The sequence below is a fragment of the Bacillus sp. BF2-3 genome, assembly GCF_008368795.1.
Lineage (GTDB): Bacteria > Bacillota > Bacilli > Bacillales > Bacillaceae_G > Bacillus_A > Bacillus_A cereus.
Genome location: NZ_QOSA01000023.1, coordinates 52,068 through 72,857, shown reverse-complemented (window position 1 = coordinate 72,857; position 20,790 = coordinate 52,068). Strand labels below are relative to the sequence as shown.

The window sequence follows — 20,790 nt, the reverse complement described above, 5'->3', positions numbered from 1 at the left end:
GTAAAGAGGGATATATAAATATTTTAAGTAAAAGAAATGGGAATTACTAAGGTTTTCCAGTATAGTAGGCTCCTTACTTTTAAAATTTAGGTCACATTCAAGGCTGAAGGCAAAGAAAGTAAAAGTAGACAACGCTTGACAATGAAAATTACGATAGATACAATGAGAATGTATATTTTTTCTTATATACAATATACTCTTCTCAAGAAGAGAAGTAATATTCGGAGTAAGGTTTAAATCTTACCGAAATAATAATATGACATTTTAATTGTGAAATGAAGAAAGTCCCTTAAAAAAGCGGGACGACGGTCTTTGCTGTATGTTGTAATTCAATGTACATGCCGACAGTCTTTTTTCATTCATAGCAAGGGGAGGTGAAATCATGACGAGTACAGTTTGGATACTCATCTCCATTTTGCTTGCAACAGTCGGTGCAGTTGTTGGCTTTTTTGTTCGAAAGTCTATTGCTGAAGCGAAGATTAATGGTGCGGCTAATGAAGCGAGACGTATTTTAGACGAAGCGAATCGTGATGCTGAAGCACTTAAGAAAGAAGCGCTTTTAGAAGCAAAGGATGAAATTCATACACTTCGTACAGAAGCTGAATTAGAAATTCGTGACCGTAGAAGCGAATTACAAAAACAAGAAAATCGTTTAATGCAAAAAGAAGAGAACCTTGATCGTAAAGACGAAACGCTCGATAAACGCGAGCAACAGTTAGAGAAGAAAGAGGAATCTCTTGTAGCGAGACAACAACAGATTGAAGAGTTGGAAAGCAAAGTGGGAGAGTTAGTTCAAAAGCAACAAACAGAATTAGAGCGCATTTCCAATCTGACACGCGAACAAGCGAAAGCAATTATTCTTGGTAAAGTAGAAAGTGAAGTTTCTCATGAAATCGCTGTTATGGTAAAAGAAAGTGAAGTTCGCGCGAAAGAAGAAGCGGATAAGAAAGCAAAAGAGATTTTATCTCTTGCAATGCAAAGATGTGCAGCTGATCATGTTGCTGAAACAACCGTTTCGGTTGTAAATCTTCCAAATGACGAAATGAAGGGACGTATTATCGGGCGTGAAGGTCGTAATATTCGTACGTTAGAAACGTTAACGGGTATTGACTTAATTATCGATGATACACCAGAGGCAGTAATCCTTTCTGGATTCGACCCAATTCGTCGTGAAACAGCTCGTATCGCTCTTGATAAACTAGTACAGGACGGACGTATTCACCCAGCGCGTATTGAAGAGATGGTCGAAAAATCAAGACGTGAAGTGGACGAGTATATTCGCGAAGTCGGAGAGCAAACAACGTTTGAAGTGGGTGTTCATGGATTACATCCAGATTTAATTAAAATTTTAGGTCGTTTAAAATACCGTACAAGTTATGGTCAAAACGTCTTAAAACACTCTATGGAAGTTGCATATTTAACTGGACTTATGGCGGCAGAGCTTGGCGAGGATGAAAAACTAGCAAGACGTGCAGGTCTATTACATGATATCGGAAAAGCGATTGACCATGAAGTAGAAGGAAGCCACGTTGAAATTGGTGTTGAACTTGCAACGAAATATAAAGAGCATCCTGTAGTTATAAACAGTATCGCATCTCACCATGGTGACACAGAACCAACTTCTATCATTGCAGTTTTAGTTGCAGCAGCAGATGCTTTATCAGCTGCAAGACCGGGAGCTCGTAGTGAAACACTTGAAAACTATATTCGTCGTCTTGAAAAGTTAGAAGAGATTTCAGAGTCTTATGAAGGCGTTGAAAAGTCATTTGCAATTCAAGCAGGACGTGAAGTTCGTATTTTGGTAAAACCAGATACAATCGATGACTTAGAAGCTCATCGTTTAGCTCGTGATATCCGAAAACGTATTGAAAATGAACTGGATTACCCAGGACATATTAAAGTAACTGTTATTCGTGAAACACGTGCAGTGGAATACGCAAAATAAAGTGGTGAAACACCACTTTATTTTTTTGTGTTGGAATTGGATAAAATAAAGACAGTTAGTTATATAGTATAAAAGTGAAACAAACTTACAATAAACATATTATAAGGAATTTACTTGATGCTATAGCAATAAAAAATGCAGTACATAGAAAGGGTAAGACATATGAGAATATTATTTGTTGGGGATGTAGTAGGATCTCCTGGTAGAGGTATGATTCAGCAATACGTACCGGCATTAAAGAAAAAATATACACCTACAGTAACAATCATTAATGGAGAAAACGCAGCAGGTGGCCGTGGGATTACAGAAAAAATATATCGAAATTTTTTAGAATGTGGGGCGCAAGCAGTTACACTTGGAAACCACGCTTGGGATAATCGTGAAGTATTTGAATTCATCGATGATGCAAAATATCTTGCAAGACCAGCTAACTTCCCAGAAGGAACTCCAGGAAAAGGACTTATCTTTGTGAACTGTAATGGAACAGAAGTTGCAGTTATTAACTTACAAGGACGTACTTTCCTTCCTCCGATTGATTGTCCATTCCGTAAAGTGGATGAATTAATTAATATTGCGAAAAAACGTACGAATATTATCTTTGTTGACTTCCATGCGGAAACTACAAGTGAAAAACAAGCGCTAGGTTGGTATGTAGATGGACGTGCTACAGCAGTAGTAGGTACGCATACGCATGTCCCTACAGCAGATAACCGTATTTTACCAAGCGGAACGGCATACATTACAGATGTTGGAATGACAGGGCCGTATGATGGAATATTAGGTATGGATAGAGAAGCAGTATTGAAGAAGTTTTTAACAAACTTACCAGTACGATTTGAAGTAACAAATGGTAGAACGCAATTAAGTGCAGTGTTAATTGATGTGGATCCAAATACAGGAAAAGCAAAGAAAATTGAACGTATTTTAATTAATGACGATCAACCATTTTTTGAGTAAATTCCCGTTGAATTTTAGATAAGTTATTATATTTTAATTTTTTAGAAAAATTACGAAAATTTAGCAGGAATACGCGCCATTCCTCGTGAATATAAGTTAAAGTGAAATAATTGCTAATACTTTTTAAAGAAACGAGGAGGAAACGCGGAATGGAAATATTAAAAGTTAAAGCAACGTCGGTCCCTAATTCTGTAGCTGGTGCACTTGCAGGTGTTATTCGCGAACGCGGAACAGCAGAAATTCAAGCTATTGGTGCAGGTGCATTGAACCAAGCGGTAAAGGCAGTAGCAATCGCAAGAGGATTTGTAGCGCCTAGTGGTTTGGACCTGATTTGTATCCCAGCGTTTACAGATATTATGATTGATGGCGAAGAGCGTACAGCAATAAAATTAATTGTAGAACCTCGTTAAGTTTTAAACAACCTGTTTGCAGTATGCAAACAGGTTGTTTTTATAATGGAGGAATGAAAATGAAAATTTTTGATGCTCATTGTGACGTGCTTCTTCAGTTATGGAGTGCACAAGGGAAAAGGAATTTTAACGATGATTCACAATTACATATTACATTTGAACAGTTAAAGAGAAGAAAAGGAAGTATACAATGTTTTGCTATATATGTACCAGAAACAGTGGCATATGAAAACCGATTTGAAGCAGCATTACAAATGGTAGATATTTTTTATAATGAAATTTTATCCCTACCAGGTGTAAAGTTTATTCAGACAAAAGATGATATTAACATGTTAAAACAGGACGAGGTTGGAGCGATATTAACACTAGAAGGATGCGAAGCAATTGGAAAAGAAGCAATGAAATTACGGTTGTTGTATCGCCTAGGAGTACGTTCTTTTGGACTAACATGGAATTATGCCAATCTCTTAGCTGATGGTGCGCTAGAGACACGTGGGGCGGGTTTAACGAATTTTGGTAAACAGGTTGTACAAGAACTGAATGCGCTACATGTATGGACTGATGTGTCTCATCTGAATGAAAGAAGTTTTTGGGATGTTATAGAGATTGCAAAAAATCCTATTGCTTCCCACTCAAATTGTATGAAACTTTGCGAGCACCCACGTAATTTAAACGATGAACAACTTAAAGCTCTTATAAAGAAAAATGGCATGATCGGTGTCACTTTTGTACCGCAGTTTCTAACGAATGAAAATGAAGCAAATATAACAGATATAGTAAGACATATCGAATATATTTGTTCATTAGGTGGAGAGTACAATATAGGATTTGGTTCAGATTTTGATGGGATTTTAGAAACAGTTGTAAATGTATCAGTTTATCGAGATTATGAAAATGTAATGAATGAGCTTTGTAAACACTATGCTGCATCTACTGTAGAACGATTTTTATATGATAATTTTGTAGAACATATGAGTTTTTAAGTTTTGGTTTAAAATTCAGAAAAATTAAAATTAATTCATTTGATTTTATTGCTTTTTTTAAGACCTAATACTAGAATGAAAAACAAAATAGCTTTATACTAAAGATTCAGGGAAATCAGAAGAGGCATAATTTGCGTCCGTTGTAGTTTATTTGCATAAAAAATGCTAAACTATTACTGTAAAAAAATACACTACAATGAATGCAGCCAAAAGGGGTGTAGGAGATGATTAGTCAACTTTCATGGAAAGTTGGAGGCCAACAAGGTGAAGGAATTGAAAGTACAGGAGAAATCTTCTGTATTGCATTAAACCGATTAGGATATTACCTATACGGTTACCGCCACTTCTCATCACGTATAAAAGGCGGCCATACAAATAATAAAATTCGTGTAAGTACAACAGAAGTACGCGCGATCTCAGATGATTTAGATATTTTAATTGCTTTTGACCAAGAAACAATTGATTTTAACTTCCACGAACTACGTCCAGGTGGAATTGTAGTTGCAGATGCGAAATTTAATCCAACAATACCCGACAATACAGATGTAAATCTATATGTGATACCGTTTACAGATATTGCTTCAGAATTAGGCACATCATTAATGAAAAACATGGTTGCTGTTGGAGCGTCAAGTGCAGTATTAGGATTAGATGAAACAGCTTATTTAGATGTTGTTGAAGAAATCTTTGGTCGTAAAGGAGAGCAAGTCGTTCAAAAGAATATGGACGCAATTAAACGTGGCTCTCAATATATGAAAGAATTACTAGGTGAGAAAGTAAACATGATGCAGCTTGAAAAAGCTGATGGTAAAAAACGCATGTTTATGATTGGGAACGATGCAATCGCATTTGGTGCGGTAGCTGGTGGTGCTCGTTTTATGTCAGCATACCCAATCACACCTGCATCAGAAATTATGGAATACTTAATTAAAAAATTACCGAAAGTCGGCGGAACAGTAATCCAAACTGAGGATGAAATCGCAGCTTGTACAATGGCAATCGGTGCAAACTATGCTGGTGTTCGTACATTAACGGCATCTGCTGGTCCAGGTCTTTCATTAATGATGGAAGCAATCGGTTTAGCAGGTATTACAGAAACTCCATTAGTAATTGTTGATACACAACGTGGCGGCCCAAGTACAGGATTACCAACTAAGCAAGAACAGTCTGACTTAATGGCGATGATTTACGGTACGCATGGTGAAATTCCAAAAATCGTAATGGCGCCAAGTACAGTTGAAGAAGCTTTCTATGACATTGTAGAAGCATTTAACTTATCTGAAGAATATCAAGTTCCTGTTATTTTCTTAACAGATTTACAGCTTTCTTTAGGAAAACAAACAGTAGAACCACTTAAATTAGATAAAGTGGAAATTCGTCGTGGTAAGCTTGATTTAGAAGTAGAATTACCAGAACGTGAAAATAAAGCATACTTCAAGCGTTATGAAGTAACAGAAGACGGCGTTTCACCACGTGTTTTACCTGGTATGAAAAATGGTGTTCACCATGTTACAGGTGTAGAACATGATGAAACTGGAAAACCATCGGAATCAGCAATAAACCGTAAAGATCAAATGGACAAACGTTTCCGTAAAATGGAGAACTTGAAGTTTAATACCCCTGTTTATAAAAATGTTAAGCATGAAGAAGCAGACGTATTGCTTGTTGGATTTAACTCAACTCGTGGTGCGATCGAAGAGGCAATGACGCGTTTAGAACAAGAGGGTATGAAAGTAAACCATGCTCATGTGCGTTTAATTCACCCGTTCCCAACAGCTGAAATCGATCCACTTGTGAAAAAGGCGAAGCGTGTTGTAGTAGTAGAAAATAATGCAACAGGTCAGCTTGCTAACATTATGAAAATGAATCTTGGTAATGGTGAGAAAATTTCTAGTCTTTTAAAATATGATGGAAACCCATTCTTGCCGAAAGAGATTTACAACGAATGCAAAAAAGGGGTTGTATTAAATGGCAACATTTAAGGACTTTCGTAACAGTGTAAAGCCAAACTGGTGCCCAGGTTGCGGAGACTTCTCAGTGCAAGCTGCAATTCAACGTGCGGCAGCTAACGTTGGCCTAAATCCAGATGAACTTGCTGTTATTTCTGGTATCGGCTGTTCAGGCCGTATTTCAGGTTATATTAATTCATATGGTGTGCATAGTATTCATGGTCGTGCCCTTCCAATTGCGCAAGGTGTGAAAATGGCAAATCGTGATTTAACAGTTATCGCTTCAGGTGGTGACGGTGATGGATTTGCGATTGGTATGGGTCATACAATCCATTCTATTCGTCGTAATATCGACATTACGTACATCGTAATGGATAACCAAATTTACGGATTAACAAAAGGGCAAACTTCACCACGTAGTGAAGCTGGATTTAAAACGAAAAGCACACCACAAGGTTCAATTGAACCATCACTAAATGTAATGGAAATGGCCTTAACAGCTGGTGCGACATTTGTGGCGCAAAGCTTTTCGAGTGATTTAAAAGAATTAACACAAATTATTGAAGCTGGTATTAACCATAAAGGATTTTCATTAATTAACGTATTTAGCCCATGTGTTACTTACAATAAAGTAAATACTTACGATTGGTTTAAAGAGAATTTAACGAAACTAAGCACAGTAGAGGGATATGATCCATCTAATCGCATGATGGCTATGCAAACTTTAATGGAAAATAACGGTTTAGTAACAGGGTTAATTTATCAAAATACTAAGCAACCATCATATCAAGAACTTGTTAAAGGCTATAGTGAAGAGCCTTTAGTGAAATCTGATTTAAATATGGATCAGAAAATGTTTGATGAGCTTGTTGCTGAATTTATGTAATGTAAGAAGAGGAGGTTGCCGATTTGGTAACCTTTTTTTATGTACAAAAATATAGGGTAGTCTTATTTACTTAGAAAATTCAGAATGATAAAATAATATATAAATCGTTGTATGAAAATGGCAAGTTCATTGCTTATGAAATGTAAGATAATAAAGGGCCTCTTTATTGTTAAAATTGGCGAAATACATCATACTATGGTAATGTTTATAGGGATAAAGCAATATGCTTTTTGGTAGGACAACAAGAAATGATAAAAAGGGAATGTCTATTTGCGTGGGGAAGACTTCATTCTTATGAATGATTAGATTGATTACTCAAGTTTCAAAGGACAAGTTATCTCTCAAGCTATCTAACCATTTTTGAGGTGAGTCTAGGCGCATTAAAATGGACTATAGAGTATGTATAGTTAAGGGTGAAAGGAGATTACCAATGAACGAGCAACAACGATTAGCAAGTCAACAAGCAAATTCCTCTACGAAAAAAGAAGAGAAAGATTATAGTAAATACTTTGAAAGTGTATATCAACCACCTTCCTTAAAGGATGCGAAAAAGCGCGGGAAAGAAGAAGTTAAAATTGAACGGGATTTTGGCTTACCTGAAGAGTTTCGCAATTTTGGTACAGGAAGAAAGTTCTATATTCGTACATATGGTTGTCAAATGAATGAGCATGATACGGAAGTAATGGCAGGCATTTTCACCGCACTTGGATATGAACCAACTTTTTCAACTGAGGATGCAGATGTAGTTTTATTAAACACTTGTGCAATTCGTGAAAATGCTGAAAATAAGGTGTTTGGTGAGCTAGGCCATTTAAAGTCACTCAAACGAAGAAATCCAGACCTTTTAATTGGTGTATGTGGTTGTATGTCTCAAGAGGAATCTGTTGTAAATAAAATTATGCAAAAAAATCAGCATGTAGATATGGTATTTGGAACGCATAATATTCATAGATTACCGTACATTCTAAAAGATGCGATGTTCTCGAAAGAGACGGTAGTTGAAGTATGGTCAAAAGAAGGTGACGTAATTGAAAACCTTCCGAAAGTACGTCGTGGTGATATTAAAGCTTGGGTAAATATTATGTATGGCTGTGATAAATTCTGTACGTATTGTATTGTACCGTATACACGCGGAAAAGAGCGAAGTAGACGTCCAGAAGATATTATCCAAGAGATTCGTCATTTAGCTGCAAATGGTTATAAAGAAATTACTTTACTTGGTCAAAACGTAAATGCATATGGTAAAGACTTTGAAGATATAGAATACGGTCTTGGCGATTTAATGGACGAACTTCGTAAAGTTGATATTGCCCGTATTCGTTTTACAACGAGCCATCCACGTGATTTCGATGATCACTTAATTGAAGTGCTTGGCAAAGGTGGCAACCTAGTAGAACATATCCATTTACCAGTTCAATCTGGAAGTACGGATATGCTGAAAATTATGGCACGTAAATATTCGCGTGAGCATTATTTAGAACTTGTAAGAAAAATTAAAGAAGCAATTCCAGATGCAGTATTAACAACAGATATTATCGTTGGTTTTCCAAATGAAACAGATGAGCAATTTGAAGAAACGATGTCGTTATATCGTGAAGTAGGGTTTGATACTGCCTTTACATTCATTTACTCTCCTCGCGAAGGTACACCAGCAGCAAAAATGAAAGATAATGTACCGATGGAAGTAAAGAAAGAACGTCTTCAACGCTTAAATACACTAGTAAATACGTTGGCAATTGAAAAGAATAGTCGTTACAAAGGTCAAATTGTAGAAGTGTTAGTTGATGGGGAAAGTAAAAATAATCCGGAAGTACTTGCAGGTTATACTCGTACGAATAAACTTGTAAACTTCGTCGCTTCAAAATCTTTAATTGGTCAGCTTGTGAAAGTAAAAATAACGGAAGCAAAAACTTGGTCTCTTAACGGGGAATTAGTTGAAGAGCCGATTGAGGTGAAATAATAGATGAAAGTATATTCGAAAGATGACATTGTTGAACAAGCGAAAGAATTAGCAAAAATGATTTCTGAAACAGAAGAAGTTGATTTTTTTAAGAAAGCAGAGGCGCAAATTCATAAAAATGAAAATGTAAAGCGCGCAATCGATGAAATTAAAGCACTGCAAAAACAAGCAGTAAACTTGCAACATTACGGGAAATGGGAAGCTTTAAAAAAGGTAGAAGCTGAAATTGATGCATTGCAAGATAAGTTAGACAGTATTCCAGTCGTACAACAATTTAAATCTTCACAAACATACGTAAATGACTTATTACAGTTAGTTGCTAGTACAATTTCTAACAACGTAACAGATGAAATATTAATTTCAACTGGTGGCGATGTACTAAAGGGTGAAACTGGCGCAGCAGTAGAAAGTAAAAAAGGAAATTGTGGTTGTTAAAGAGATGTCATATTGACATCTCTTTTTTTGTGGATTAAACGTAAGGTCTTCTCAAAAAAAAGAATGACACATTCCGCTATTGTCACGCATATGATTAAGTGAATAGTGATTGAGGAGGGTTACGAATGTCCGAATTTAGAGAGATTATTACAAAAGCAGTGGTTGGAAAAGGACGTAAGTATACAAAGTCAACGCATACATGTGAATCGAATAATGAGCCAACAAGTATTTTAGGGTGCTGGGTAATTAACCACTCGTACGAAGCAAGAAAGAATGGAAAACATGTGGAAATTGAAGGTTTCTATGATGTGAACACTTGGTATTCATTTGATGGAAATACAAAGACTGAAGTTGTAACAGAACGTGTGAACTACACGGACGAAGTAAGTATTGGTTATCGTGATAAAAACTTTTCTGGTGACGATTTAGAAATTATTGCTCGTGTTATTCAGCCGCCAAATTGTTTAGAAGCACTTGTATCACCAAATGGTAATAAAATTGTTGTAACTGTAGAACGTGAATTTGTAACAGAAGTAGTTGGAGAAACGAAAATTTGTGTAAGTGTAAATCCTGAAGGTTGCGTAGAATCAGATGATGATTTCCAAATTGCTGATGATGAATTTGAAGAATTAGATCCGAACTTTATCGTTGATGCAGAAGAAGAGTAATAGAAAGCTAGGGAGAAGTTCTTCCTAGCTTTTTACTTTACATAAGTGGCGCTGAATGAACATGATTCTTTATGAAATATGTTATAATGAAGAAAGACTCCTGAAATAGGAGATAAGAGTGTCCGTGAAATGCGACATATATGAAAATAGATTATCATGTAAGAATTATGGAGGAAAAGTATGACTCAATATACGCCTATGATACAGCAATATTTAAAGGTTAAGGCAGATTATCAAGATGCCTTTTTATTTTTTCGCTTAGGCGATTTTTATGAAATGTTCTTTGAGGATGCTGTTAAAGCAGCCCATGAACTTGAAATTACATTAACGAGCCGAGATGGTGGTAGTAGTGAACGTATACCAATGTGCGGTGTACCATATCATGCGGCTAAAAACTATATTGAACAACTTGTTGAAAAAGGATATAAAGTAGCTGTTTGTGAGCAAGTAGAAGATCCGAAAACAGCTAAAGGTGTAGTACGTCGTGAAGTAGTACAATTAATTACGCCAGGAACGATGATGGAAGGGCGTACAATTGATGAGAAAGAAAACAACTTCTTAGCCGCATTAACACATTTTGAAGATGGATCATATGCATTAGCTTGTAACGACTTAACGACTGGACAAAATACAGTAACGTTACTGACTGGTTCAGTAGAAGATATTTTATTAGAAGTGTATGCAACTGGTTCGAAAGAAATTGTTGTTGATTCTTCATTTTCTAAAGATGAACTAAACAAGTTAACTGAAACATTGAAAATGACGATTTCGTATGAAGATGCAACGGCAATTCCGGAAGGATTAGAACATCTTGTGAAAAATGTTTCACAAGCAAAATTAATTAAAGCAGTTGGACGTTTATTTAACTATGTAATAAGAACGCAAAAACGTTCTTTAGATCATTTGCAACCAGTAGAAATTTATTATACGAATCAATTTATGAAAATTGATGTACATTCAAAGCGAAACTTAGAACTGACAGAAACACTTCGGACGAAAGAAAAAACAGGATCACTATTATGGTTATTGGACAAGACGAAAACAGCTATGGGTGGTCGTATGTTAAAACAGTGGATGGAACGTCCACTTATACAGAAAGAAAGAATTGAAGAGCGTTTAGAAATGGTTGAAACGTTTGTAAATGATTACTTCTTACGTGAAGATTTAAAAGAAAAGTTAAAAGAAGTATATGATTTAGAACGCTTAGCAGGAAAAGTTGCATTTGGTAACGTAAATGCAAGAGACTTATTACAATTAAGACGTTCATTACTTCAAGTGCCAGCTATTTTAGAAGCAATTAGTTTGTTAGATAACGCTTATGCATCGAGATTAATTCAAGGTGCAGATCCATGTGAAAGCTTAACAGAATTACTAGGAAGAAGTATTCAAGAAAACCCACCGCTTTCAATTAAAGATGGAGATATTATTAAAGATGGTTATAATGACAAGCTTGATCAATATCGTTACGTGAGTAAAAACGGGAAAACGTGGATTGCTGAGCTTGAAAAAAGAGAACGTGATATTACTGGAATTAAATCGTTAAAAATCGGATACAACCGTATTTTCGGTTACTACATTGAAGTAACGAAAGCGAATCTTGCAGCACTTCCAGAAGGTCGCTATGAACGTAAACAGACGCTTGCTAATGCTGAACGTTTCATTACAGATGAACTGAAAGAAAAAGAAACGTTAATTTTAGAAGCAGAAGAAAAAATTGTACAACTAGAATACGATTTATTTACAGCGCTTCGTGAAGAAGTAAAAGTATTTATTCCGAAATTACAACATTTAGCAAAAGTAATTAGTGAATTAGACGTACTGCAAAGTTTTGCGACAGTTAGTGAAGAAGAACAGTTTGTAAAACCTGTACTAACAACGAAGCGTGAAATCTTTATTAAAGATGGTCGTCATCCTGTCGTTGAAAAAGTATTGAACGGGAAATTGTATGTACCGAATGATTGTATTATGCCAGAGAAGATGGATGTCTTTTTAATTACAGGACCGAACATGTCTGGTAAAAGTACGTATATGAGACAATTAGCACTTGTAACTGTTATGTCGCAAATCGGTTGTTTCGTACCAGCAACAGAAGCAGTATTACCTGTATTTGATCAAATCTTTACGAGAATTGGTGCAGCGGATGATTTAATATCAGGTCAAAGTACATTTATGGTCGAAATGTTAGAAGCGAAAAATGCAATTGCAAACGCATCAGAAAGAAGTTTAATTTTATTCGATGAAATTGGACGAGGTACATCTACCTATGATGGTATGGCACTTGCACAAGCAATCATTGAACATATTCATGACCAAATTGGTGCAAAAACGTTATTCTCTACGCATTATCATGAATTGACTGTGTTAGAAGAGAGTTTAGATCAACTGAAAAATGTACACGTTTCAGCAATTGAAGAGAATGGAAAAGTAGTATTCCTTCATAAAATTCAAGACGGGGCAGCTGATAAAAGTTACGGAATTCACGTTGCGCAACTTGCAGAGCTTCCAGATAGCTTAATCGCCCGCGCGAAAGAAGTGTTAGCACAGCTAGAAGGACAGGAAGAAATTATTATTCCAAAACGAGTAGAAGTGAAAGTACAAGAAGCTGCTCCAGAACCTGTAGTTGTAAAAGAGGAAATAGCAGAAATACAGGAAACGAAAGTAGAGACTGAAGAAGAATCGCAACTATCTTTCTTTGGAGGAGAACAGTCTTCGAAGAAACAAGACAAACCTCTGCTAGATCAAAAAGAAACAGCAGTATTGGCGCAAATTAAAAAAATCGATTTACTTGATATGACACCTTTAGAAGCGATGAACGAATTGTATCGCTTACAGAAAAAGTTAAAGAAAGGATGAGTAAGTAGATGGGGAAAATTCGCAAACTCGATGACCAACTCTCTAACTTAATTGCGGCAGGGGAAGTAGTAGAGCGCCCTGCTTCAGTCGTAAAAGAACTTGTGGAAAATTCTATCGATGCGAATAGTACATCTATTGAAATCCACTTAGAAGAAGCTGGGTTATCGAAAATTCGTATCATTGATAACGGTGATGGTATTGCAGAAGAAGACTGTATCGTCGCTTTTGAACGCCATGCGACGAGTAAAATTAAAGATGAAAACGATCTGTTTCGCATAAGAACACTCGGTTTCCGCGGTGAGGCATTGCCGAGTATTGCCTCTGTTAGTGAATTAGAATTAATTACTAGCACAGGTGATGCGCCTGGTACACACCTCATAATTAAAGGTGGAGACATTATAAAGCAAGAGAAGACTGCGAGCCGAAAAGGAACAGATATTACAGTACAAAACTTATTCTTTAATACACCAGCGCGTCTTAAATATATGAAAACCATTCATACGGAGCTCGGGAATATTACAGATATCGTGTATCGTATTGCAATGTCACATCCAGAAGTATCGTTAAAACTGTTTCATAATGAAAAGAAATTGCTTCATACATCAGGTAACGGTGATGTAAGACAAGTACTTGCATCGATTTACAGTATTCAAGTTGCGAAGAAGCTTGTTCCAATTGAAGCTGAATCTTTAGACTTTACAATTAAAGGCTATGTAACATTACCAGAAGTAACGAGAGCATCTCGTAATTATATGTCAACGATCGTAAATGGTCGTTACGTTCGAAACTTTGTACTAATGAAAGCAATTCAGCAAGGCTACCATACATTACTGCCAGTTGGCCGGTATCCAATTGGCTTCTTATCGATTGAAATGGATCCAATGCTAGTTGACGTTAACGTACATCCAGCGAAGTTAGAGGTTCGTTTTAGTAAAGAACAAGAATTGCTAAAGCTGATCGAAGAAACATTGCAAGCTGCATTTAAAAAAATACAGCTCATTCCAGATGCAGGCGTAACAACGAAGAAAAAAGAAAAAGACGAAAGTGTGCAAGAACAGTTCCAGTTTGAGCATGCGAAGCCGAAAGAACCATCTATGCCGGACATTGTTTTACCAACTGGCATGGATGCAAAACAAGAAGAACCGCAGGCTGTGAAACAGCCACCACAACTGTGGCAACCGCCGAAACAAGAATGGCAACCACCACAGTCGCTCATAAGAGAAGAACAAAGTTGGCAACCATCCACTAAACCGATAATCGAAGAACCAATTCAAGAAGAGAAATCGTGGGACAGTAATGAAGAGGATTTTGAACTAGAGGAATTAGAAGAAGAAGTTCGGGAAATAAAAGAGATTGAAATGAACGGGAATGACTTACCACCGCTTTATCCAATTGGACAAATGCATGGAACATATATTTTCGCTCAAAATGATAAAGGCTTATATATGATTGACCAGCATGCCGCGCAGGAACGTATTAATTATGAATACTTCCGTGATAAAGTAGGAAGGGTAGCGCAAGAAGTACAAGAGTTACTTGTACCGTACCGTATTGATCTATCTCTTACTGAATTTTTACGTGTCGAAGAACAGTTAGAAGAACTAAAAAAAGTTGGGCTATTTTTAGAACAATTCGGCCATCAATCCTTTATCGTCCGCTCGCATCCAACATGGTTCCCGAAAGGACAAGAAACAGAAATTATCGATGAAATGATGGAGCAAGTTGTCAAACTAAAAAAAGTGGATATTAAAAAGTTACGTGAAGAAGCAGCCATCATGATGAGCTGTAAAGCATCCATTAAAGCGAATCAATATTTAACGAACGATCAAATATTTGCCTTACTGGAAGAATTACGTACAACAACAAACCCATACACATGCCCACACGGAAGACCGATTCTTGTGCATCATTCTACTTATGAGTTGGAGAAGATGTTTAAGAGGGTTATGTAGAGTGAATAAATTATATTTCAAAAGGGAGCAACATTTACTGTTGCTCCCTTTTCATATGTAGATTTAATAGTTAAACGAGAATATGGTGGAGTAATTTTACCGTTTATTTCTTGGTTGTGTTAGCTTAAATTTATCTATGTATAAAAAAGCGCTGTATACAGCACTTTTTAAAATGTGCATGAATTGTATCATTACTAACTAAATAACTATGCATGGTTGAATGTTGCTTCTTATTTAGCTAATTGTTATAAAGATCTATACAATTACTTATTTTTATTATTATTAATTTTTTCAGTGTATAGAACTTGCTCTTTATAGTGCTTCTTAATTGGGAAGTTATGTGTACCTGTGCCGTTCTTGAATTTTTTATCAATGGGGTTCTTTAGAGGAACTGTTGTAGTTTCAGTAAATTCATATGGGTAATTTATTTTAGATTTATCTTCAAACATGAAAATGCCTCCTTTTAGGATCTCCTAAATTCTTTACTATAACATGATATGCATATAGATATTTTTTGGACTAGTTATTTATATAGGTTAATGGAATTTAATTACATAACTACTGAAACATTTTAAAGGAAAACAATTTGAGAAAGAAATGGTATGAATAGCTGTTGGCTCCTATTGTTGTTTTTTTTGTTTGACAGCACAGTTAATTATGTATATAAATTCAATATAGATTGTTTTTATAATATGGTTTATATGGGATTTTCTTGATAATATAATGTGGAATATTATAGTGTTATTAGGTTATTAGGAACATTTAATGCTGTTTCATAACTGAAAGGTAATTGAAAAAAAACTGAAACTTTTCTCATAAAAATTCAATCTAACTTGAAAAATGAAAGGAAAATGAAATTTTCCAAAAGATATTCTTTGTTAAGATAAAAAGCATACATACAAAAAGTATTGACATATCTTAAAAATGTATTTTCAAGATATAGTGGGGGAAAAGATGAGATTAGAAAAACAATTAATAAAAAAGATGTATTATGAAACATTCCTAATGGAGAATGAAACAAAACCAACTCTTGACGTACTTGGACAAGCTTATGTAAACGAAGAAAAAAATGAGATTTCTGATGGGTCTTATATTCGTTTTGCACAAGGTGAATTTTATTATCGTCATCAAGATTTTGAAGCAGCTATTTTTAAATGGGAGAAGGTTAGTAATGAATTAGCACCATGGGCACAAAAAAATATTGCGGATGCTTATTTCGAACTGAATCAGTTATCATTTGCTGAAAATATTTATACTTCTATTACTACTGATAATAAAATATTGATGACCGAAATTAGACTACAATTACTTTCTCTTTACATTGAGCAAAATAATTTTGACTCAGCTTTCGGTGTTATTAAAGAAGCAGTTTCTTTAAATCCTGATTATCCGAATGTCACAAAAATTGCCCGTTCCTTTTATGAGGAACAGCAAGATTTTGATAGTGCAGTAGAGCTTGCTGTGAATGAGTTAATTCGCATAGAATCGTATCCTTGGTTTGAGGTGTTAAAAGGATATATCGATAAAGGGTTTACTAAACATATTTCACCAGACTATTTTTATGATGCATTAGATACATTAAATAATGTAGATCAAGTACAATTTACGCAAATGGTTTCATCACTCTGGAACAGTTATAAAAATGAAAAAAATTACTTATTGTGGCTTAACACAATAAATGAATTTTTCTTACATATTGAAATACATTCGTCCGATATATGGAACAAAGTTTCTGCTCTTTACGAAGAAACGTACTTTGCATTAATTCAAGGTCAATATACGCTTAGACAATTAAACGATATCATACCAAATCTGTTAGCAAATTGGTTAAAGGTAGTCAATCCATCTTATGCTGTATTTCCATCTGCAGCTGTATTGGCATGGGATGAGATTTTCCCTTCCAAAATAGATTCAGCAAATATAGAACATGCGGAAAACTTACTGTCACATTCTATTAATCATGTAAATGGCTTAGAGTACAGCTTACACCTTTTTGAATCTATTACACAGTGGGCACAAAAGCAGAATATAGAAATAGGTCACCGATTTAAATGGTTAGTTGACGAGCTCGCAGATTTAAGAACAAATCGTATTTTAGTAACGGGAACTTCAGGGAACGGAAAAACTACATTTATTAACTCTATATTAGGAGAAAATATATTAGAAAAATCAATTTCAAATGTAGTAGTTTTAAAAAATGATGCTCATATAGAAATAAACGCTATAACAGACTCAGCAATTACAACAACGGAAGATGTCTCTGATTACCATAATATGATGTCTCAGCACCATCAAACATATAGAGATAGAGCGTGTGTTGAATTTAAATTACCATGCAGATTTTTAAATGAAAATAAACTTGCATTTGTAGTGACACCTGGCTTTAATAGGAATAACGACACTAGAGATGAGATATTCGAATATTTAAATTCTGTAGACGAATTACTGTTCGTATTGAATGCGGATTCACCTTTTACTGATAAAGAACGTGACATTCTATTAAGTATTCAAGAACATACGCCAAATTTACAAATTCATTTCTTATTAAATAAAATCGATAACATTTACAGTGAAGCAGAAGTGAAAAGGGTATTACATGATACGGCAACGAGAATAAACACATATTTCCCGTATGCGAGAATTTTCCCTTATTCCTCGTTATATACAAGTAGTCAACAATTAAATGATTTAACTGAGTTTATTCATTTTAACTTTAATCATAAAAATATCGATGCAGAACGTACTGAAAAGTTATTATTTTTCATTCGAAAAACAATTACATATCTTTTGGATAAACGTGTTGAGAAAGAAAATAATCTGGTAGATGCTATTAATTGGAATGAAGATATGCTAGTGAAACTAAACGGTAGCATTAATAACCTTACTACATTTGAGAGGGAAAAAATTCATTTCATTACACAATCATATCGTTCAATGAAGACTGAAATTACAAATGATCTTACTGAAAATATTCCGAAGATATTAAAGAGCTGTTCTAATTTAATTAGTGAAGAAAGTGATTTCGGGCACATGGATACGGAACTAAATAAAGCAATGAATGAAAGAGTGCATAAATATTTAGAACAAACTGTGTTACCTAATCTGGCTCTTTCTATGCAAAATTGGATTGCAACTTCTAATAATGAGCTTCTTCAAAGTCAAACGTATTTAGAAGAACTTAGTGAAGGGCTTAATTCACTATTTGGAGAAAATAGAATACAGTTAGAATGTGACTTTAAAGTGCTTGATGACTGGCGCAGAGATACTGACAGGATGACGACTAGAATACAAATGGATGAAGTAAATATTTTACGTCGATTTACGCCAGCACAATTTTTACTGAAAAGTGCTGGTAAATTATTTGGAGTTCTTCCTAAAAATAAATCTATGCTATATAACAAATACAAACAGTATGTAGAAAATGAAGATTATACTGAAGTAACGGCTTCTATTATGAAGAAATTTTTCTTGCAATTTGAGCTATTTGAAAACACACAAGAGCGAGATATTAATATATTCTTTAGGAATCCATTTAACTCTTTAAAGCAAGCTGTAGAAAACACGCATTTAGAAATACAAGAAAAACAAGAGATATTACATAAGATGAAATCAAATCCTGAAATCTATCATGATTCTATCATGCTCTTTGAATTGAGATTGCGTCAATGTGAAGTAATTTTAAATATAGGTAATGATAACACCTATACGGATGTAGCTTTAGAAACAAGCGTAGAATAAAAGTAAAAGGGAGCAACTGTAATAAGTTGCTCCTTTTTCATATATAGATTATTTTTCTGTTTCTTTAATTTTAGTTTGTACTTCACCAGTTTTAATCTTATTACTTTCTGAGAAGCGTAATAAATCGCCTTCAATAATTTTGTCAGACATTCGTAATTCATTTTGGGCACGTTTAATGAGGGCTTGAGCTTCTTTTTTTGGTAAATCTACAATTTCACCTGTTATACGGTCGTAGAAAGTGTTGTTTTTGTATGCATACTTATCTGTAACGAAGCTACCATCACGTAAAACAACAAAGCCAGTATATTCATCTGAAAACATATCATGGCCAAAACGAATATCATTCGTAGTATCAATCCCAAGTAAATTTAGAATAGTAGGTTTTATATCAATTTGTCCTGTAGGCTTTGAAATCGTTTCACCTTCTGTTTGGCCAGGCATATGAATATATAAAGGTGTACGTTGTAAATTCAGAGTATCAAATTCTGTTATTTGATCTTTTTCTAAAAACTGTGCCATTGCACGATTATGTTTTTCAGAAATGCCATAATGATCACCATATAAAACAATAATAGAATCATCATACATTCCCTCAGCTTTTAAACGCTCAATAAATTTTTTAATGGATTCGTCTAAGTAACGTGCTGTTACGATGTAACGATCAAATACGCCATTACCAGAGTTGTATGGTTCAATGAATTTTGTATCTTCATCATACGTAAATGGATAATGGTTTGTTAAAGTAAGGAAACGAGCATAGAATGGTTGATTAACAGTTTTTAATATATCTACTGATTGATCAAAGTATTCGATATCTTTTAATCCCCAATTTAAATTTGTTTCTGGTGTAATTTTGTAATCAAGCTCATTATAGTAACGATCATAACCAAGAGCAGAGTACATGATATTACGATTCCAAAATGTTGCGTTATTCGCATGAAATACAGAAGTGAAATAACCTTGCTGACGTAAAATTTCTGGAGTTGCAGTATAATCATTGTTACCGTGTGTAAAGAATACAGCTCCTCGATTTAATGGATACAACGACGTATCGATTAGAAATTCAGAATCAGATGTTTTCCCTTGACCAGTTTGATGGAAAAAGTTATCAAAGTAATAACTTTCATTTATGAATTCATTTAGGAATGGTGTAACTTCTTGCCCGTTCACTGATGCGCCTATTAAGAAGGTCTGCAAGGATTCAAGAGTGACGACAATTACGTTTTTTCCTTTCGCTGCACCAAACATATTAGGGTTTGGCTCGCTTTGATTTGCTTTTACGTAGTTTTCAGTTTCTTGTAATTTACTACTATCAGCAAGTGCTTTTTGTGACCCAGCTTTTACTTGCAGTGTTAAGTCATATACTTGGTGAGTATATAAGCCTAAATTTTTGACAAGCATGACTCGGTCGAATGATCTTGTTAATAATTCAGGGCGCTCTTTTTCTGCAAGATGTAGATTCGCAAAGAATACACCAATCGTTAAAAGAAAGTATAACAAGCGCGTAGAATGAGTTACACGTTCTGTTTTAAAGACCAATGATTTCTTTTTTAATAAAATAAAGAAGAAAACAATGTCTACGAATGCGAGTATAATTTTGTAGTTTAATATTTCTATAATACTGCCGCCTAATTGGCCGAAGTTTGAGGTTTGTCCAAGTACTGGTAATGTAACGAAATCACTATAAAAATCATAGAACATTACATTTCCAACAAGCACGATTGTTAATAAGAAATTAATACAGAGCGCTATATAATTTCGCTTTTCACCAGTTGCAAATAATGCTAATCCAACAAATGCTAATGATGCGGCTAGAGGGCTAATAAACAAAATGAGCTCTTGCGTTGAAGACTCGATTTTTAAATCAAAACTGAATCGCGTAATAAGATATGTTTTTAACCATACCGCTAAAGCCATTATTATAACAAAACTTATATTTTGCATTTGTAAATTTATTTTGTTCTTCATTTTTACACCTTCTTTATATAATTTATTTAACTAAAGTTATATATTATGTTTTTATAACTATTAGAGTGTAATGAACCATTTAGACT

The 20,790-nt window shown here is 34.8% G+C and carries 14 protein-coding genes; 12 read left to right on the top strand and 2 right to left on the bottom strand.

Features of this window, described 5'->3' with window-relative positions:
- Positions 1–382: 382 nt before the first annotated feature.
- The 11 genes from rny to mutL all read left to right on the top strand — a co-directional run bounded on the left by rny (position 383) and on the right by mutL (position 14,998).
- A complete protein-coding gene (rny, locus tag DN401_RS17705; protein WP_000204911.1) occupies positions 383–1,945 on the top strand; it encodes a ribonuclease Y in 1,563 nt (520 codons plus the stop codon).
- Positions 1,946–2,107: 162 nt separating this feature from the next.
- On the top strand, positions 2,108–2,902 hold the full coding sequence (locus DN401_RS17700) for a TIGR00282 family metallophosphoesterase (RefSeq protein WP_001221095.1): 795 nt from the start codon (positions 2,108–2,110) through the stop codon (positions 2,900–2,902).
- A gap of 149 nt (positions 2,903–3,051) precedes the next feature.
- The gene (gene spoVS / locus DN401_RS17695) at positions 3,052–3,312 is read left to right on the top strand and encodes a stage V sporulation protein SpoVS (RefSeq protein ID WP_000404341.1); all 261 of its coding nucleotides are present in this window, start codon (positions 3,052–3,054) and stop codon (positions 3,310–3,312) included.
- 59 nt (positions 3,313–3,371) lie between these two features.
- A complete protein-coding gene (locus tag DN401_RS17690; RefSeq protein ID WP_000688045.1) occupies positions 3,372–4,295 on the top strand; it encodes a dipeptidase in 924 nt (307 codons plus the stop codon).
- Between the two features lie 224 nt (positions 4,296–4,519).
- Entirely contained in the window at positions 4,520–6,277 is a 1,758-nt protein-coding gene (locus tag DN401_RS17685; RefSeq protein WP_000625418.1) for a 2-oxoacid:acceptor oxidoreductase subunit alpha, read from the top strand.
- Positions 6,264–7,130: a 2-oxoacid:ferredoxin oxidoreductase subunit beta gene (locus DN401_RS17680; RefSeq protein WP_000190155.1), complete on the top strand. Its 867-nt coding sequence runs from the start codon at positions 6,264–6,266 to the stop codon at positions 7,128–7,130. Before DN401_RS17685 ends, DN401_RS17680 begins: the two co-directional genes overlap by 14 nt.
- 430 nt (positions 7,131–7,560) lie before the next feature.
- Positions 7,561–9,090, top strand: a complete 1,530-nt coding sequence (miaB, locus tag DN401_RS17675) for a tRNA (N6-isopentenyl adenosine(37)-C2)-methylthiotransferase MiaB (RefSeq protein WP_001005386.1) — start codon at positions 7,561–7,563, stop codon at positions 9,088–9,090.
- Between the two features lie 3 nt (positions 9,091–9,093).
- A complete protein-coding gene (locus DN401_RS17670) occupies positions 9,094–9,525 on the top strand; it encodes a YlbF/YmcA family competence regulator (RefSeq protein ID WP_000870461.1) in 432 nt (143 codons plus the stop codon).
- Between the two features lie 125 nt (positions 9,526–9,650).
- Complete coding sequence (gene cotE / locus DN401_RS17665) at positions 9,651–10,193, top strand: outer spore coat protein CotE (protein ID WP_001288799.1); 543 nt, start codon at positions 9,651–9,653, stop codon at positions 10,191–10,193.
- A gap of 180 nt (positions 10,194–10,373) precedes the next feature.
- Positions 10,374–13,046, top strand: coding sequence for a DNA mismatch repair protein MutS (mutS, locus tag DN401_RS17660; RefSeq protein WP_000196021.1), 2,673 nt, complete (start codon positions 10,374–10,376; stop codon positions 13,044–13,046).
- Between the two features lie 8 nt (positions 13,047–13,054).
- Complete coding sequence (mutL, locus tag DN401_RS17655) at positions 13,055–14,998, top strand: DNA mismatch repair endonuclease MutL (RefSeq protein ID WP_000516465.1); 1,944 nt, start codon at positions 13,055–13,057, stop codon at positions 14,996–14,998.
- 263 nt (positions 14,999–15,261) lie between these two features.
- Here mutL and DN401_RS17650 read toward each other — a convergent pair whose 3' ends face one another.
- Positions 15,262–15,447: a hypothetical protein gene (locus tag DN401_RS17650; RefSeq protein WP_000461138.1), complete on the bottom strand. Its 186-nt coding sequence runs from the start codon at positions 15,445–15,447 to the stop codon at positions 15,262–15,264.
- 505 nt (positions 15,448–15,952) lie between these two features.
- On the opposite strand from DN401_RS17650, the gene DN401_RS17645 reads away from it, so the two are divergent.
- Entirely contained in the window at positions 15,953–18,736 is a 2,784-nt protein-coding gene (locus tag DN401_RS17645; RefSeq protein ID WP_001235314.1) for a dynamin family protein, read from the top strand.
- A 48-nt stretch (positions 18,737–18,784) separates the two neighbouring features.
- Here the strand turns inward: DN401_RS17645 and DN401_RS17640 are convergent, their stop codons facing one another.
- Positions 18,785–20,704, bottom strand: a complete 1,920-nt coding sequence (locus DN401_RS17640; protein ID WP_000791030.1) for an LTA synthase family protein — start codon at positions 20,702–20,704, stop codon at positions 18,785–18,787.
- Between the last annotated feature and the right edge of the window lie 86 nt (positions 20,705–20,790).

Excerpts from the sequence above, each read along its gene's own strand:
- rny (WP_000204911.1), top strand. The coding sequence starts at position 383 with ATGACGAGTACAGTTTGGATACTCATCTCCATTTTGCTTGCAACAGTC.
- DN401_RS17700 (WP_001221095.1), top strand. The coding sequence starts at position 2,108 with ATGAGAATATTATTTGTTGGGGATGTAGTAGGATCTCCTGGTAGAGGT.
- spoVS (WP_000404341.1), top strand. The coding sequence starts at position 3,052 with ATGGAAATATTAAAAGTTAAAGCAACGTCGGTCCCTAATTCTGTAGCT.
- DN401_RS17690 (WP_000688045.1), top strand. The coding sequence starts at position 3,372 with ATGAAAATTTTTGATGCTCATTGTGACGTGCTTCTTCAGTTATGGAGT.
- DN401_RS17685 (WP_000625418.1), top strand. The coding sequence starts at position 4,520 with ATGATTAGTCAACTTTCATGGAAAGTTGGAGGCCAACAAGGTGAAGGA.
- DN401_RS17680 (WP_000190155.1), top strand. The coding sequence starts at position 6,264 with ATGGCAACATTTAAGGACTTTCGTAACAGTGTAAAGCCAAACTGGTGC.
- miaB (WP_001005386.1), top strand. The coding sequence starts at position 7,561 with ATGAACGAGCAACAACGATTAGCAAGTCAACAAGCAAATTCCTCTACG.
- DN401_RS17670 (WP_000870461.1), top strand. The coding sequence starts at position 9,094 with ATGAAAGTATATTCGAAAGATGACATTGTTGAACAAGCGAAAGAATTA.
- cotE (WP_001288799.1), top strand. The coding sequence starts at position 9,651 with ATGTCCGAATTTAGAGAGATTATTACAAAAGCAGTGGTTGGAAAAGGA.
- mutS (WP_000196021.1), top strand. The coding sequence starts at position 10,374 with ATGACTCAATATACGCCTATGATACAGCAATATTTAAAGGTTAAGGCA.
- mutL (WP_000516465.1), top strand. The coding sequence starts at position 13,055 with ATGGGGAAAATTCGCAAACTCGATGACCAACTCTCTAACTTAATTGCG.
- DN401_RS17650 (WP_000461138.1), bottom strand. The coding sequence starts at position 15,447 with ATGTTTGAAGATAAATCTAAAATAAATTACCCATATGAATTTACTGAA.
- DN401_RS17645 (WP_001235314.1), top strand. The coding sequence starts at position 15,953 with ATGAGATTAGAAAAACAATTAATAAAAAAGATGTATTATGAAACATTC.
- DN401_RS17640 (WP_000791030.1), bottom strand. The coding sequence starts at position 20,704 with ATGAAGAACAAAATAAATTTACAAATGCAAAATATAAGTTTTGTTATA.